Source organism: Sporolactobacillus sp. PKPK-6, assembly GCF_056678885.1.
Window position 1 is genome coordinate 1,711,706 of record NZ_JBWXPA010000001.1, and the last position, 15,291, is coordinate 1,726,996.

The following is a 15,291-nucleotide window of genomic DNA, read 5'->3' on the forward strand; positions in this document are numbered from 1 at the left end:
CCTAAAGGTACTTCTGATATGCAGCAACCTGTCCGATGATTTGATTTACGAAGAGTCTCTCTAATTGTATCTCTTCCTTTAACACATGCTTCTATTATAATGAAAAACAATTGGCCCTGGCTAGACGATAATCAAAAAATATTTTTATTATAATAATTTTTCTTTATATAATGTTGAAACAAAAAAAGAGCCTATTATATAGGCCCAAATTATGGGATAGAGATCATAAAAACTACCCGAAATCAGTGTACATGCTCCATCTGCTCGCAATCTGAACATCTGAACCTGTACCATGATCAAGACATTTCGGTATAAAAAAAGAGCCAATAAAACAGCTCAATACTCGGGGGTAAACAAATGACTTTACCCACGAATCACTTTAGCGCATGTATCTAGACATAAACTGAACACAAATGAAAACAATCGATTATGCTCTGATTCTTGCTTTGATTTGTATTGAGATAATCTCAAGAATAATCGCAATGGCAAGAATAAAATAAGTGATCGTCCCCATTTCTCTAATATCAAAATAGAACACGCCGGACATAAACATCTCATAGCCGATACCCCCTGCTCCGGCTGCCGCACCCATCGCAACTGCGACACCAAAATTCACTTCAAATCGCATAAAGGTCCATGAGATTAGTGACGTGAGGGAGTTCGGGACAATCGATTGAAAGACAATCTGCCACCAACCGGCACCGGTTGCCTTTAACGCCTCGATCACTCCCTCATCGAGTTCTTCAAATGATTCCGAATACGCCTTTGTTAAATAACTAATGGAGTGAAAGGACATGCCAATAACAGCGGCGACACTGCCTAGTCCTGCCGCAATGGCAAAGATCAACACCCATAGAACGGTTGGCACCGCACGAATAATAGCAACCAGCGTCTTCACACTATTCGAGATCGTTTTATTCGTTAAATTCTCAGCAGCAAGCAGCGATAGAAAAAAAGCGACCACAGCACCAACAATGGTTGTCAGTAAACCAAGTGCCAATGTTATCAACACACCTTCGAATGCTTGAGAAAAAGTAAAATGATTAAAATGCGGCTGGAAAAAAATTGTTCTGAAATTCGCAAATGTTGCGAACAAATTCTGCCAGAAATTTAGTTTCTGATTATTGAAAGTCACAAATCCATAAACCGTTAAAACTGCCAAAACAATCATTGTTGTTCGAATGACGATATTCGACTTAGTCAGTTTCTTTAGCTTAATTGGCGGCAAACGATCCGTGGCGGCAAACACATCGTTAGTCAGTTTTGGTGATGCTTTCATTACAACATCGCCCTTCTTATATAGTTGGATATTTGTTCAATAAGCAAAATTGAAATCACGATGACAATGACCACCAGACTCGCCGTGTGATAGTCCATCCGTTTATAATACAAATCAAAGATGTAACCGATACCGGAACCAGTCAGAATGCCTACCAACGTTGCTGCTCGAATATTGGTCTCAATCATAAACAAGATCCAACTCATGATTTGTGAAATACTTGAGGGGACGACTGCCTGAAAAATTGTCGGGACATACCCCGCGCCGGTTGCCTTTAGCGCTTCGACCGGATCGGTTCCCGATTCATCGATGGTTTCCATAAAAGCACGGGTCAGAAAGCCAAATGACGCAATAAAAAGCGCAAAAAATCCGGTAATCGGTGTTTGCCCAAAGGTAAGCAGCAGTACAATCGACCAGACACTGACATCAATATTTCGGGAAAGATTTGCAAAAGCGCGACTCAACATTGCGATAAAACCATTCACCTTTGTAATCCTTGAACCGAAAACGGCGAAGACGAAGGCAAAAATGGCTGCTGTCGCTGCTGCAGCAATAGAGACAAGCAGAGTCTCCTGCATTTTTACCCAGATTTCCGAGAGATAGACAAATGAATCCGCGGTCGGATAGAAACTAGAAAATCCCCATACAATCGCTTTTGGAATAGCAGCGATTCCTTGTGACAGATCAAATTGAGTCATCACCGATGAAGCAAAGCATATTAAGGCAACGACACAAAAGATGACGAGCGATCGAACTCTTTTTTTAAAAAAAAACGTCTGACTCATTATTTCTCCGCCGCCTTCATCCGGCCCTGATCCTCAACATTAATCATCAATTTTTCCGCATCGGAACCATAGATTGCCTTAATATTGTCATTCGTCAGTTCAGATGGAACACCATTGAATACAATGCTTCCCTTACTAACACCAATTATGCGATCTGCATAGTTCATCGCTACATCCACTTGATGCAAGTTAATCAACACAGTAATTTTCAATGAATCCGAGATATCTTTGAGATGATCCATGATTGTCTTCGATGAGCTTGGATCAAGCGAAGCAATCGGTTCGTCACAAAGCATCAGTTTCGGATTCTGAATCAATGCTCTGGCAATACCGACACGCTGCTTCTGCCCGCCGCTGAGCTGATCACAACGGCGATAGATTTGTTCTTTGAGCCCGAGCTTTTCCAATAAGCGGTAAGCCTGCCGCTTTTCATCATCAGTAAACAAACCGAGAGATCCTGCCAGCATTGATTTATAGCCGAGTCTGCCGTGCAGCACGTTCTCAATGACGGACAGTCGTTCGACAAGGTTGTAGTTTTGAAAAATCATGCCCATCTTCGTCCGCATTTGTCTCAGTGCGCGCCCTTTAAATCCCATTACATTGACGTCATCAAAAATGATTTCTCCGTCTGTTGCCTGAATCATTTGGTTAATGCAACGAAGGAGCGTTGATTTCCCTGCACCGGATGGACCGATAACGGAAACAAACTCTCCCTCATTGACGGAGAAGCTCACATCTGATAACGCTACAGTACCGTTTCCGTATTTTTTCGAAACGTTTTTCATTTCCAGTAACGTTGTCATCGCTAACCCCTCTATTCGATTTTAATTTAATGAAGGTCACGGATTGCGTCGTACCAAGAATCTTCAACTTTTACGAAACGAGATTTACCATCTTTTGAGAAGATACCTTTTTCACCTTCTGGGGCAAATACTTTTGAATTATTCGCTGTTTCATCAGAGGTCAAGGCGTCTTGAATTTTCTTTTGATCTTCTTTGCTTAATGCCTTCGAGTTCATTGCAATCGGTCCGTTCAGTACCGGAGTAACAGATAGTACTGTGAATTCTTTGCCTTTCAGTGAAGTGAATGGATCACTTGCATTATCTCTTACCTTGAGTACGGAACCTTCTTCATTTAGCTTGCCGCTAACAAGTGAAAAATAATTTGGTGTAAGCAGATCCATGAAAGCGGCAACGTCGGCTTTACCCATTAATAGATTTGCCGCAGAACCTTGATGTGATTGACCGAAAAGTACTTGGCTGAAAAATTTGCCGCCTTGTTGCATATCTTCCACTTTCAAATCTTTATATTTATCTTGATCACCGAAATGTGTGATGATTCTGCTTGTCGGAATTGCAAATCCAGAAGTCGAGCTCGGAGAGACAAAAGACATTTTCTTGCCGACAATATTGTCAATTGAAGGCTTGCCATCTTTCATATATTTAGAAGCATCTTTGGTTTGAACGGAAATCCAGCTGTGATAGAGTGCATCCTTCAGCGTTCCAGACGCACCACTATTAACGACTGCAGGGACGACATCAGCATTTTTCTTATGTGCTTCAGTGTACCCTTCGCCTCCCATAAGTCCAAGTTGCGCATTTCCACTGACAAGTGCTTCAATTGCAATGTTGTAATCCGTCGTCAGCTTGTCTACGACCTTCTTACCCGTTGCCTTAGCAATGACTTCATCAATCGCTGCACGCGAATCCTTTAAGTCATCAGCAGACTCGTTTGGATACCAAACCACTGTAATCGTTTCTTTGCTCTTGTCGCTGCTGCCGCTCTTTCCATTTTCTGACGATGAACTGCAGGCACTGAAGACCATGGTCAACATTGCGAGCAACAGAATCATTGCAACCTTTTTCACTTTGCTATTTCCCCCTCGAGATATGTGATTATTTTATGTAAATATACTTTGGTTGAGCGAAAAAAGGAGAATCTACTCGCAGCATAATCTTTTACGAATATCAACTTTTGATTTTTCAACTCGAAAAGTATACGAACACCTTGATTGAGTTTACTAAGCTCCCTTAACGCTGTGGTCGATTCATTTTGGCTCACAGGTTACATTGTAGCGAGCGAATAATTATAGAATGTTAATATACTATTGAGAAAATTTAAAGTTTGAGAATTATGTACATTCCAAAGAAGGTGAAATAGTAGAAGAGCCAACAAAGATACCTATAAAAAACGAAAACTTATGCCGCTCATATACAGAATCCTTGCTTCGCGGTAAACTTAATAGAAAAGGGAACACCGAGGTGAACATGCAATGTCAAAATCAGACATACGCCATTTGCAAATTGCAGACTATCTGATCGCTCAAATAAAAAAAGGAACGTACCGAATTGGAGATAAACTTCCTTCGGAACACGAACTATGCGACAAATTCCAAGCAAATCACCATATTGTTCGTACTGCCGTCGCCCGTTTGATCAACATGGGCTGGATCACCGCTCATCAAGGAAAAGGTGCATTTGTGATCTCTCGGCCTGAAGTGTTCCCCTATCAGTTATCTGCACGGACCGGATTTTCGGAGAACCTCAAAGAGAAAGCCGTCCCTCACCGCGGACAGCTACTGCACCATGACCGGCGTCATCCCACGCAGCAAGAATGCCGCTATTTGAACCTTGAAACCCATGAATTTATTTATGATCTGCGGATTAAACGATTTATTAATGAAACACCGGTCTCACTGTCCAAGACGATCATTTGTGAAAAGGACATCCCGAATCTCGAGAACTATTTAACAAACTTTAAATCATTGTATAAGATATTATCCGACCATTACCGGATTTCTCCGGTTCGCACGAAATCAATTGTTCAGGCAATCCTTCCTAATTTAGAAGACGTGCTCATGCTGCAACTCCCTGAAAATGTTCCACTGGTTCAAATTAGAAGTTTTGCCAATCATCCAAACGGGCATCCCTTTGAATACACCTTATCCAAAATGCGCAGCGATACATGCCATTACGTTATCGATTTTTAATTCCTGTTTTTCCGTAACCATTAGTTTGATTGGATCACCCGTCATTTCTCCATCCATTCCATTGTGTTCATTTTTGGGCACTCCAAAGCGGATATCTGCCACACATTTCGAGCCCGCAGCGCCAATCCCTCCTTATTTTTCTGTTTTTTCAATGAATTATATCTCAAATCTGTCCCTTCTTTTACAGTCTTTTTACAGTGCATTAACTATTTGTACTTATCGATAAGTTACAGTGACACATGTAACGAGCTTTATATACCTTGCCAATTCTTATTTTCTTGAAAAGTAATTCTTTCCGGCTGCTGAAGACGCACGTTTTTCCAGCACAGGACAGGACACGTGTTTTACCTACTTTAGTCTTAACAAAGGAGTCGACGTTTCATGTTGATGAATAAGCAGCAGCTCAGTCGAATCATGAGCGCTTGCTCGCTTCCTCTATTAGAAGAAATCACATACAAAATCGAACAGGAACAAAAGGTACAGGTGGAGCGCGAGCCGCAAACCTCACTTGTCATGACCAAAACAAAGGACTCCGTTTCAAGTCAGCCCTTTTATCTTGGTGAAGTACTCGTCACCGAATGTACTGCATCCGTCCATGGACAGTTCGGTATCGGTATCGTTGTCGGAAGAAAACCGATACGCGCCTATTGCATGGCTGTCATCGACGCGGCACATAATGCGGGGCTGCCGCTGCTCGACCAATATGGTTCCCAATTCCATGCGGAAGAACAGCGTATTCAGGAGACGCATGCCTTAGAATACGCGCGCAACGCGCAATCCCAAGTCCATTTCAATACGATGGAGGAATACAATGACAAACGCTGAAACCTTTCATCATGTGCATGACACACGTAAACTGTATCGCCATTTACTTGATAGTATGGCACGTCCGGGAAAGATCAATGACATTTCCGTCCTTCTGCACAAAGTTCCCGAAACATGTCCGTGCTCAACCGGCACCTATGTACTTGCACAAACCCTGCTGGACCAACAAGTCAGCTTCTATTACTATTCACAGGAGATAAACGCTGACGATGCGGAACACGCGATCGAATGGACAACTGGGAGCCGTCATACGGCTTCGCATGCTGCTGATTATTTATTCATCGACACACCTCCGGAAATCGATGAAATCGATTCGATCATGCAATCCGTCCGCATCGGCACACTGACCGAACCGGAAAAGAGTGCAACGATTGCCCTTCATGTCCGTAAACTGTCCGGTGCCGATGATTTGGCACTGCCAATGGTGCTGCGCGGTCCGGGAATCAATGGTTGGCATATTCTTTCAGCAGATGGAATGAACAGCGAATGGCTGCGCCTGCGTTCCGAGCGTAACCGTGAATATCCGACCGGCTGTGATTTCATCCTATTCGACGATGATGGACGGATCGCTGCCCTGCCAAGAACAACGCGCATCGAAAGAAGGGATTTCTAAATGGGATATGTTGCAGTAACCGGCGGACAAAAAGCCATCGAGGCTGCCAACCGGCTCAATCAATGGTATCGGATTAAAGACGCAGAGCATAGCCTGGAGACCACTGAAATTGCGAAACAATTACGTCATCTTACGGATCGCGTGATGAGTGAAGGCGGCCTTTACGCTCCGGAATATGCTGCACTTGCCATCAAGCAGGCAGAAGGTGATCTTTGCGAAGCGGCCTTTCTCATGCGTGCTTATCGATCCACACTCGAACGAAATTATGAGTCAGAAGTCATAGATCCGGGTCAAATGCGCGTCATCCGCCGCATTTCTTCCGCCTTCAAAGATATCCCGGGCGGTCAAATGCTCGGACCAACCATGGACTACACCCATCGGCTGCTCAACTTTGCCCTTGAGAATGAAAATGCACAAGCCCTAAAGAACCTGTTGAAAGAACAAATACCGGAGCTTAACGCAGATCAGCCGCTTTCCTTCCCAAAAGTTGCCGGTTTACTTCGGGAACAAGGCTTGCTGTTTCCGCCAAAGTCGTCAGGCGTTTTGTTTGATATCACACGCGACAAACTGACCTTCCCGGCTCCGAGATCCGCCAAGCTTCAGATTTTGGCCCGCGGAGAGACAGGTGCCATGACAGCACTTGCCTACAGCAGCATGCGCGGCCATATCACCAATCATCCGACGATCGGCGAACTGCGCGTCGGCTATACAGAACTAACCATTGCCTATCCGCTTGATTCCAATGAAAGTCTCTGTCTTGGCGAAATCATGCTGACCGAGATCGAAACGATCAATGCCTTCGAACGTGATGATCAAGGTGATGTAAAACTGCGGCTTGGCTACGGGCTGACCTTCGGGCAAAACGAAACTAAAGCAATCGCCATGGCGATTCTTGAGCAAGGTCTGGAGACAAAGGGATCAATCCCGTCTCAAGATGAAGAATTCGTTCTGCTCCATGTCGACAGCATTGAAGCCAATGGATTCGTGTCTCACTTAAAATTACCGCATTATATCACCTTTCAATCAAAACTCGATGTCCTGCGGCAAACACAGAAAATAGCTGAATCCGAAAAGAAAGAGATGCGAAAGGAGTGACGCAACCATGCAGGCACATTTGAAACAAACATACAATTATGCCTTTCTCGATGAGGGATCCAAAAAAGAAATTCGTCGCACAACGCTTAAGGCCATTGCCATTCCCGGTTATCAAGTGCCGTTTGCCTCCAGAGAAATGCCGATTGGCCGCGGCTGGGGAACCGGCGGCTTGCAGCTAACTCTGTCACTGATCGGTGATCAGGATTGTCTTAAAGTGATTGATCAAGGAAACGACGACAGTGTCAATGCCGTCAGTATCAAAAAGTTGGTCCAGTCCTGCACGAAAGCCGAGGTCACGACCGACTCAGAGCGTGCAACCATCATTCAAACCCGCCACCGGATTCCCGAGGTGCCGATTCGCAGCGATCAAATTCTCGTTTTTCAAGTACCGCTGCCGGAACCGCTTCGGATGGTTGAAGCCAAGGAGCGCAAAACGAAGCAGCTGCATGCGGAAATGGATTACAGTGGAATTTGGCTGCGCTTATATGAAGACATTGTCAAATGGGGGAAAATCAGCATCGGTGCCGACTATCCGGCACTCGCGCACAAACGATACATTTTCGCGCCAAGCCCGATTCCCCGCTATGATCTGCCAAAGCTGAATCATGCGGATGGGCTGTTTCTGTTCGGTGCCGGCCGCGAGAAGAAGATCTATGCCATTCCGCCTTACACAGAAATAGAGCCGCTTGCTTTTGACGATTATCCGTTTGAGGTCGAACATTTCGAGGGATGCTCCTGCCGGCTGTGCGGCAGCAGCGATACCTTTCTTGACGAACTTTTTGATGAAAAAACCGGTCAGAAATTCTACCAATGTTCGGATACCGGCAATTGCCGAAAACGACAAGAAAAGAGGCATACACCATGATCCATGATGCAAGCCGACCGCTGCTCAGCGTTCGGCATTTGACAAAGCGGTTCGGGAAAGGCTGCGCTGCCTGCAGCCATCCGGAACAGCTACCTGAAGGGAGCAACCATTGCCCGCACTGCGGCACAGTCTGGGCGTGCAATGACCTTTCCTTTGATCTCTATGAAGGAGAAATTCTTGGCATCGTTGGTGAAAGCGGATCAGGGAAAAGTTCGCTAGTCCAATGTCTTTATTTTGACAATCCGGTCACCGATGGCTCAGCGACCATCGCAACCTATGAAAAGGGAGCGGCAAATATATTTTGTGCATCTTCTCAGCAAAAGCGCTATATTCGCAATCATTTAATGGGGATGGTTTACCAAAATCCGTGGATCGGTCTGAGAATGCAATTCTCAAGCGGCGGCAATATTGCTGAAAAACTAATTGCCGCCGGGCAGTTCAATGTACACAATATACGCGCACGCGCCAAGGAACTGCTTGAGCATGTTGAGATTCCGGTCACGAGAATGGATGAGGCGCCGCTCCATTTCAGTGGCGGCATGCAGCAGCGCGTTCAGATTTCCAAAGCATTGGCCAATCATCCGCCGATCCTACTGTTGGATGAAGTAACCACCAGTCTTGACCTGTCGGTTCAAGCACGTGTCCTTGATCTGATACGACGCATTCAGCGAGAGAGTCGAACAGCGATGATTGTTGTCTCGCATGATCTCGGTGTGATCCGTATGTTGTGTGATCGGACAATGGTGATGAAACAAGGACGCTGCATTGAAGCGGGGTTAACCGACCAGATTCTCGAAGATCCGCATCACGCTTACACGCAACTGCTCGTCCACTCTTTATTGTGAGGTGTCAAAATGAAAATTTATCATGCAAAAATCGTGCTGCCCGACCAAGTCATTGAGAATGGTTATGTATCAATTGAAGCGGATCGGATCGTTCAAATTGAGCAAGGTGAACCGGACATTGTGGAGAGTGCGGATCTTGATGCAGGCGGCAAATGGCTGACCCCCGGCCTGATTGATTCGCACAGTGATGCGATTGAAGTAGAGATCGAGCCGCGTCCGACAAGCCGCTTTACCGTTGAACTCTCTTTTGCCGAACTGGAAAAAAAATTAGCTGCCGAAGGGATCACAACCATTTTCCACGCCGTTTCTTTAATGAAACAGAATACCGTGCGTAAAGGCCGTGATAACGAGACCGTTTATGCCCTGATCAACTCACTAAATCGTCTAGCGAACGGACCGCATCTGATCCGCCACAAAACGCATCTGCGTTACGAGATTGCCAACATCAACGCACTGGATGCTGTTTCCGCATTAATCCAAAACGGCAAAATCGATCAATTATCTTTGACTGATCATACACCCGGCCAAGGACAGTACCGTGATCTGGAGGTCCAGCGGCGCCTGTTGATCGATCATCGCCACTATACCGAGCAAGAAGCGGAACAGATTATTGAAGAAACGAAAAAGCTTCCAAAGCTCGATACGCACAGTATTGAGAAACTGACACAATTAGCGAACGCATACGGTGTATCCGTCGCCTCACACGATGACGACACGATCGAAAAGCTTGAGATCGTCCGCGACTGGAATGCAGGCATCAGCGAATTTCCAATAACCATCGAAGCGGCACGATACGCACGTCAACTCGGTATGCTCACCGTGATGGGCGCACCTAATCTTGTACTTGGAAAATCACACAGCAATAACTTATCCGCCCATGAGGCCGTTAATGAAGGGCTTGTCGATATCTTCTGCTCGGATTATTATCCGGCATCGCTATTGCATGCCGCCTTCAAATTGCATTATGAGCTTGGAATGAGCGCATCTCAGGCATTTAACACGGTGACACTTAATCCAGCCAAGGCATTGCATCTTGATCAGTTGACCGGATCAATTGAATTAGGCAAGAAAGCCGATCTGCTCGTCGTCGGCGTCAGTGAGACCAACGGGCCGCAGCTCACCCATGTTTTTGTCGACGGAGCGGAGGTCTGCCGCATGCACTACCTGTTGCCCGAGCCGCAGCAAACAGTCGAGGGAAGGTGAACCATTTGGCGGAACGAACATTATCCGAACGGCCAACCATTTCACCGAGTGCGATCATCATCAACAGCAAACTTGGTGTCTGGACGGACATCGGACCGAATAGCCGCATAGAGGAAACATCCTTCGGTGATTACAGTTATACCGACGGAGACGCGAATATCATTTATTCAACCATCGGTAAATTTTGTTCGATCGCTTCGCATGTCCGGATCAACCCGGGAAACCATCCGATGGATCGCGTCACCCAGCATCATCTGACCTACCGCCGGGTCCGCTACCAATTGGCAGACACGAACGATCAGCGCGTCTTCAATTGGCGCCGTGCTCATTGGGTAACGATTGGGAATGATGTCTGGATCGGCCATTCGGCAACCATTATGGCCGGTGTGTCAATCGGGAACGGTGCGGTGATCGGTGCCGGCTCTGTAGTCACCAAGGATGTGGCACCCTACACTATTGTCGCCGGTGTCCCTGCTAAACCGATTCGGAAACGATTCAGCGATGAATTGATCAAGGAAATCACAGACAGCCGCTGGTGGGACTGGGATCGACAAACGATCGAGAACCATTATGAAGAATTATGCGATCCCCAGGCTTTTATCCGCCTCATTCGCAAATGGAGGGAAACACGATGACCGCACTGATTCAGGTCGATCAATTAGAAAAAACATTTCTGATGCACCAGTTTGGAGAAAAAAGAATTACCGGCTGCCGTGGGATCAGTTTCACTGCGCATGAAGGCGAATTTCTCGGCATTACCGGCCAGAGCGGAAGCGGAAAATCAACCATTATTAAGTGTATTTACCGCACCTATCTCCCGAGCAGCGGTCACATTCGTTATCAGTCCGAACGCTTCGGTCCGCTTGATCTTGCCGATGCGCCGGAGCGCGAAGTACTTGCAATTCGCAAAGAAGAAATTGGCTATGTCTCTCAATTTCTCAGCATCATGCCACGCATGACCGCCTTGGAATTTGTGATGGAACCGTTGCTGGATATGGGCGAAAATGAATCCACAGCCCGTTTGCGTGCGAAGGATATGCTCGACCATTTCAATCTGCGTGAAACACTGTGGGATACCTATCCGAAAACCTTCAGTGGCGGCGAGAAACTTCGACTGAATCTGGCACGCTCCATGGCTCGAAAATCCCGACTGCTGCTACTCGATGAACCGACCGCTTCACTGGACGAAGCATCTAAAGAAACCGTTAAAGAACGCATTTATGAACTTAAAAAATCCGGAACCACAATGATCGGCATCTTTCACGACCTGGATTTTATGGAATCGGTTGTTGATTGTACGTATAAACTTGAACACGGATTGCTCAAGGAGGTCTTGTAAAGTGACTGTCACCATTCAGGAATTGACATTGGCAGATATCGACCGTTATGTGCACCTGTTGCAGCAGCTTGACGCGCAGCATTCAATGACCATGAAAGATGCTCAAACGTTATTCAGAAAAATGGATCAATATCCTTACTACAAAATTTTTTGTGTTTGGTCTGAAAATAAACTGCTTGCCACGTACTCATTGATTATCCTTGATAATTTCGGCCATGGCGGATTAAAAATTGCGATTGTGGAAAATGTCGTCGTCGCGCCTGAAGCTCAGGGGCTGGGAATTGGTACAACAATGATGCATGACGCGATGAACCGTGCGACCGATCAAGGCTGCTACAAGCTAATGCTTTCCAGCGATTTGAAGCGGCAAGGCGCGCACGCCTTTTATGAACGCCTCGGATTTCAGCAGCACGGTATCAGTTTTAGAACGGAGTTGAACCCATGATTATCGATCTGCACTGCCATACAAACTGTTCCGACAACTCGTACTCAATCGAGGAAGTACTCAAGCTGGCCTTGCAAAATAAGATCAACAAGCTGGCCATCACCGACCACGACACAACAATCGGTCTTGAACGGGCAATCGCTCTTGGCGAGGAACTGAGCATTGGCATCATTCCCGGCATTGAAATTTCCGCCTATGACTATAAGCGTCATCGCCGCGCGCACATTCTCGGCCTTTTTGTCGCGCCCGGACATCCGGCACTTGAAGCACTCTGCCGCCCGATGCGGGAGGAGCGGCACAACGCATCACGTCTCATGACTCAGAAACTCATTCAAGCGGGATACCACATTTCTTGGGAGCAAGTATCCAAGCTGGCTGAAAACGGAACCGGCGTCTATAAGCAGCACATCATGCACGCACTTATTTTGAATGGCTATACCGACTCCATTTATGGCCCGCTCTATAAAAAGTTATTTTTCAGAGGCGATCGCCAGACGCTTCCGGGGCTTGCATTTGTCCCTGTTCATTACCTTGATGCAATTGATGCGATTCACGCGATTCGAAAAGCCGGCGGCGTTCCGGTTCTTGCTCATCCCGGCCAATTCGACAACTTCTCCGCTGTTCCCGAATTTGTCGAGGCTGGCCTAGAGGGCATTGAGGTTTTTCATCCGCTCCATGACGCAGCTAACGAGGAGAAGGCACTGCAATTAGCCGAAACCTATCATCTCGCTCAAACCGGCGGGTCGGACTTTCACGGCTATTATACAGATACCGGTTCTGTTCCCGGTTCACGCTGCATCGACAGCGATCGGTTCACCCTGCTTGAAGAAAAAAGAGAACAGATCGGCAAAATGATTCAATCGTAATCCGTCTTCAACTCTTCCAGGCACCGGCCATTCGGTGCTTTTTTGTTTGCTTAGAAAACTTATCTTCGCCAAGTCTCCGGTGAAGACGAAGCCGCCGTTGCGATGGTCACGGATGTTTCATAGTTGTGTAAAAAAAAGAGACGTTCACCGCCTCTCTTAACAAAAATAGATCGTCTCATCAGACCGCTGCTAATAGAATTAGCGTGAGTAGTGCCGGAAGTCCCTGTTTCCACAATATGGTTATTGATACAGTGACTGCGCCATACACTGCCGCTATGACAACACATACAACAAAAAACAGAACGACAGGGAGCTGTGCTGAAAAAATCCCCCAAACAATACCCGCAGCCAGAAATCCATTATATAAGCCTTGGTTTTTAAATAAAGTTTGAACTCGTTGATCTTGAACAAATTTTTGATCTAAATGAAATGTTTTTTGTGCTAAATGGCTGTTTGAAAAGAACATCTCAAGTCCCATTATATAAAAATGCTCTAAAGCAACAAGCAGGGCAACGGTGAACGCTGCAGTTTGTATCATCATTTACGCGCCTCAACTTTCTTAGCGGGCATTCCCACAACACCATCTGCATGATTCCAAGAAACTAATTTTTCGATTGGCAAACGGACACTCGGATGAGCCGGCTTTGCCGCCTTGCCAATGGCAAGCAGCATGATCGGTACATAGCGTTCCGTATCCACACCTAATGCCTGCATGACTTCTTTTCGTTCAAAACCGCCGATCGGGTTTGTGTCATAGCCATGAGCCTTTGCCACAAGCATCAGTTGCATCGCCACTAAACCGCCGTCAATTAATGTATTTTCTCTTATTTGCTGCTTTGTCATCTTGGAAAATACACCGGGAAGTGCATTCATATAATAGTCCTTAACCTCTTGGGACATTAGGTTTTTCTCCACCGCATCGGCAAAAATTTCCTCAGCATAATCCGGATGATTCATGTCCCCCAAAATTAAAATCATTGCTGAGGATGTATTGAGCTGGTTCTGATTGAATCGTACAAGCGACTCCAGCCGCTCCTTATGTTCATCGACAACGACAAAACGCCAAGGCTGGAGATTCACTGAAGAGGGTGCTTTAGCCGCTTCCATTAACATTTCAGTCATTTCCAGATGTGAAATTTTTACCGATTGATCATAATTTTTTACAGAATGCCTATTATTCATAACATCAAAAAAATCCGTTGATTGTGTTTTTTCCATTTTATTAAACCTCTCTTATCTTCTGTGAAATATGCTCAATTAGTTTTGATACTTCAATGATTTGACTATTGGTAAACTCAGCTAAAATCTGTTCTTGAAGCTTTCCCTTAACTTTTGTCAGACGTTCTCGTTCCAGCCGTCCCTGCTCTGTTAAGCGGAGCACGATTAGTCGTTTATCTCGGTCTACCTTTTTTCTGCTGATTAACCCCTCAGCTTCTAAACATTTTAGATGCCTCGTGACCGCCGCTGCATCGAGTTTCAACCTATTGATCAACTCCATCTGCCCGATTTCGCCCGATAAATCAATATGAAACAAGATTTCCAGTTTCGTTAAACTGGTCTGTGCCATCGACTCAAACGCCCGATTCATCTCTTTGCTGACCACATGCAAGTGATAAAATAATTCATCTGCTTCCGAACACCGTTTAATAATCATTCCTCCCGAAAACTAATTGATGCATCAACTAATATACCTGAATAACTTCCATAACTCACGCAAGAAGACTTGGAAAATGAGAATACCACCTTTGAGGTGTTACGCGGTGTCCCTTTACACGCATATAAAATTATGCTACATTCGTTGCTAAACACGAAAAGCGATGACGAGAAAAGTAAGCAATATTTGCTCTTTACAGAGAGGTCCTGTTGGGTGAAAAGGACCAAGAGCAGCGTGCTGAAACAAGCCTCCGAGCTGTTCATGGGATTCTAAAAAATGATCATGCAACAGATGCTCCTGTTATCGAGCGCAGGTAGTTAATACCTGATAAGGCAAATATGGGTGACCTATTTGCAAACTGGGGTGGCACCACGAAGTTAATCTCGTCCCCAAGACTTGGATTGTCTTGGAGGTGAGCTTTTTCATGAAGAAACGATGTTTCCTGGCCTCGATTAACCGCATTTATTATTAATAGGTTAAACGGAGGT

General features: G+C 45.7%; 18 protein-coding genes and 1 other annotated feature. Of the genes, 11 read left to right on the top strand and 7 right to left on the bottom strand.

Going from position 1 to position 15,291, the window contains the following annotated elements; all coding sequences use genetic code 11:
* Positions 1 to 427: 427 nt before the first annotated feature.
* Genes AC1MBV_RS08330 through AC1MBV_RS08345 form a run of 4 tightly spaced genes read right to left on the bottom strand, consistent with a single transcriptional unit; the run spans position 428 to position 3,931 of the window.
* A complete protein-coding gene (locus AC1MBV_RS08330; RefSeq protein ID WP_255749316.1) occupies positions 428 to 1,279 on the bottom strand; it encodes a PhnE/PtxC family ABC transporter permease in 852 nt (283 codons plus the stop codon).
* A complete protein-coding gene (locus tag AC1MBV_RS08335) occupies positions 1,279 to 2,064 on the bottom strand; it encodes an ABC transporter permease subunit (protein WP_255749315.1) in 786 nt (261 codons plus the stop codon). The genes AC1MBV_RS08330 and AC1MBV_RS08335 overlap by 1 nt, the downstream gene beginning before the upstream one ends.
* A complete protein-coding gene (gene phnC, locus AC1MBV_RS08340; RefSeq protein ID WP_255749314.1) occupies positions 2,064 to 2,867 on the bottom strand; it encodes a phosphonate ABC transporter ATP-binding protein in 804 nt (267 codons plus the stop codon). The genes AC1MBV_RS08335 and phnC overlap by 1 nt, the downstream gene beginning before the upstream one ends.
* Before the next feature lie 26 nt (positions 2,868 to 2,893).
* Positions 2,894 to 3,931: a phosphate/phosphite/phosphonate ABC transporter substrate-binding protein gene (locus AC1MBV_RS08345; protein WP_255749313.1), complete on the bottom strand. Its 1,038-nt coding sequence runs from the start codon at positions 3,929 to 3,931 to the stop codon at positions 2,894 to 2,896.
* 405 nt (positions 3,932 to 4,336) lie between these two features.
* Here AC1MBV_RS08345 and AC1MBV_RS08350 point away from each other — a divergent pair, with 405 nt between their 5' ends.
* The 11 genes from AC1MBV_RS08350 to AC1MBV_RS08400 all read left to right on the top strand — a co-directional run bounded on the left by AC1MBV_RS08350 (position 4,337) and on the right by AC1MBV_RS08400 (position 13,149).
* Positions 4,337 to 5,053 (top strand): GntR family transcriptional regulator, encoded by a 717-nt coding sequence (locus tag AC1MBV_RS08350; RefSeq protein WP_255749312.1) that lies wholly within the window; start codon positions 4,337 to 4,339, stop codon positions 5,051 to 5,053.
* 381 nt (positions 5,054 to 5,434) lie between these two features.
* A complete protein-coding gene (gene phnG, locus AC1MBV_RS08355) occupies positions 5,435 to 5,878 on the top strand; it encodes a phosphonate C-P lyase system protein PhnG (protein WP_255749310.1) in 444 nt (147 codons plus the stop codon).
* Positions 5,865 to 6,491, top strand: a complete 627-nt coding sequence (phnH, locus tag AC1MBV_RS08360) for a phosphonate C-P lyase system protein PhnH (protein WP_255749308.1) — start codon at positions 5,865 to 5,867, stop codon at positions 6,489 to 6,491. The genes phnG and phnH overlap by 14 nt, the downstream gene beginning before the upstream one ends.
* Positions 6,492 to 7,586 carry a carbon-phosphorus lyase complex subunit PhnI gene (locus AC1MBV_RS08365; RefSeq protein WP_255749307.1) on the top strand — a complete coding sequence of 365 codons (1,095 nt, stop codon included), beginning with the start codon at positions 6,492 to 6,494 and terminating at the stop codon, positions 7,584 to 7,586.
* Between the two features lie 7 nt (positions 7,587 to 7,593).
* Positions 7,594 to 8,451 carry an alpha-D-ribose 1-methylphosphonate 5-phosphate C-P-lyase PhnJ gene (locus AC1MBV_RS08370; RefSeq protein WP_255749306.1) on the top strand — a complete coding sequence of 286 codons (858 nt, stop codon included), beginning with the start codon at positions 7,594 to 7,596 and terminating at the stop codon, positions 8,449 to 8,451.
* On the top strand, positions 8,448 to 9,296 hold the full coding sequence (locus tag AC1MBV_RS08375; protein WP_480948094.1) for an ATP-binding cassette domain-containing protein: 849 nt from the start codon (positions 8,448 to 8,450) through the stop codon (positions 9,294 to 9,296). Before AC1MBV_RS08370 ends, AC1MBV_RS08375 begins: the two co-directional genes overlap by 4 nt.
* A gap of 9 nt (positions 9,297 to 9,305) precedes the next feature.
* Positions 9,306 to 10,499 (top strand): alpha-D-ribose 1-methylphosphonate 5-triphosphate diphosphatase, encoded by a 1,194-nt coding sequence (locus AC1MBV_RS08380; protein ID WP_255749304.1) that lies wholly within the window; start codon positions 9,306 to 9,308, stop codon positions 10,497 to 10,499.
* Positions 10,496 to 11,134 (top strand): DapH/DapD/GlmU-related protein, encoded by a 639-nt coding sequence (locus AC1MBV_RS08385; protein ID WP_370646151.1) that lies wholly within the window; start codon positions 10,496 to 10,498, stop codon positions 11,132 to 11,134. The genes AC1MBV_RS08380 and AC1MBV_RS08385 overlap by 4 nt, the downstream gene beginning before the upstream one ends.
* A complete protein-coding gene (phnL, locus tag AC1MBV_RS08390) occupies positions 11,131 to 11,838 on the top strand; it encodes a phosphonate C-P lyase system protein PhnL (RefSeq protein ID WP_255749302.1) in 708 nt (235 codons plus the stop codon). Before AC1MBV_RS08385 ends, phnL begins: the two co-directional genes overlap by 4 nt.
* A 1-nt stretch (position 11,839) precedes the next feature.
* Complete coding sequence (locus AC1MBV_RS08395) at positions 11,840 to 12,283, top strand: GNAT family N-acetyltransferase (protein WP_255749301.1); 444 nt, start codon at positions 11,840 to 11,842, stop codon at positions 12,281 to 12,283.
* Positions 12,280 to 13,149 (top strand): PHP domain-containing protein, encoded by an 870-nt coding sequence (locus AC1MBV_RS08400; RefSeq protein ID WP_255749300.1) that lies wholly within the window; start codon positions 12,280 to 12,282, stop codon positions 13,147 to 13,149. The genes AC1MBV_RS08395 and AC1MBV_RS08400 overlap by 4 nt, the downstream gene beginning before the upstream one ends.
* Positions 13,150 to 13,327: 178 nt before the next feature.
* Here AC1MBV_RS08400 and AC1MBV_RS08405 read toward each other — a convergent pair whose 3' ends face one another.
* From AC1MBV_RS08405 to AC1MBV_RS08415, 3 genes are read right to left on the bottom strand one after another with little or no spacing between them, the layout of a single operon-like run.
* Entirely contained in the window at positions 13,328 to 13,684 is a 357-nt protein-coding gene (locus AC1MBV_RS08405; protein ID WP_255749347.1) for a DUF1304 domain-containing protein, read from the bottom strand.
* Between the two features lie 2 nt (positions 13,685 to 13,686).
* Positions 13,687 to 14,367, bottom strand: coding sequence for a nitroreductase family protein (locus AC1MBV_RS08410; protein ID WP_255749299.1), 681 nt, complete (start codon positions 14,365 to 14,367; stop codon positions 13,687 to 13,689).
* A 4-nt stretch (positions 14,368 to 14,371) separates the two neighbouring features.
* Complete coding sequence (locus AC1MBV_RS08415; protein ID WP_255749298.1) at positions 14,372 to 14,803, bottom strand: MarR family winged helix-turn-helix transcriptional regulator; 432 nt, start codon at positions 14,801 to 14,803, stop codon at positions 14,372 to 14,374.
* 154 nt (positions 14,804 to 14,957) lie between these two features.
* Positions 14,958 to 15,197, top strand: a binding site (T-box leader).
* The last annotated feature ends 94 nt before the right edge of the window (positions 15,198 to 15,291 follow it).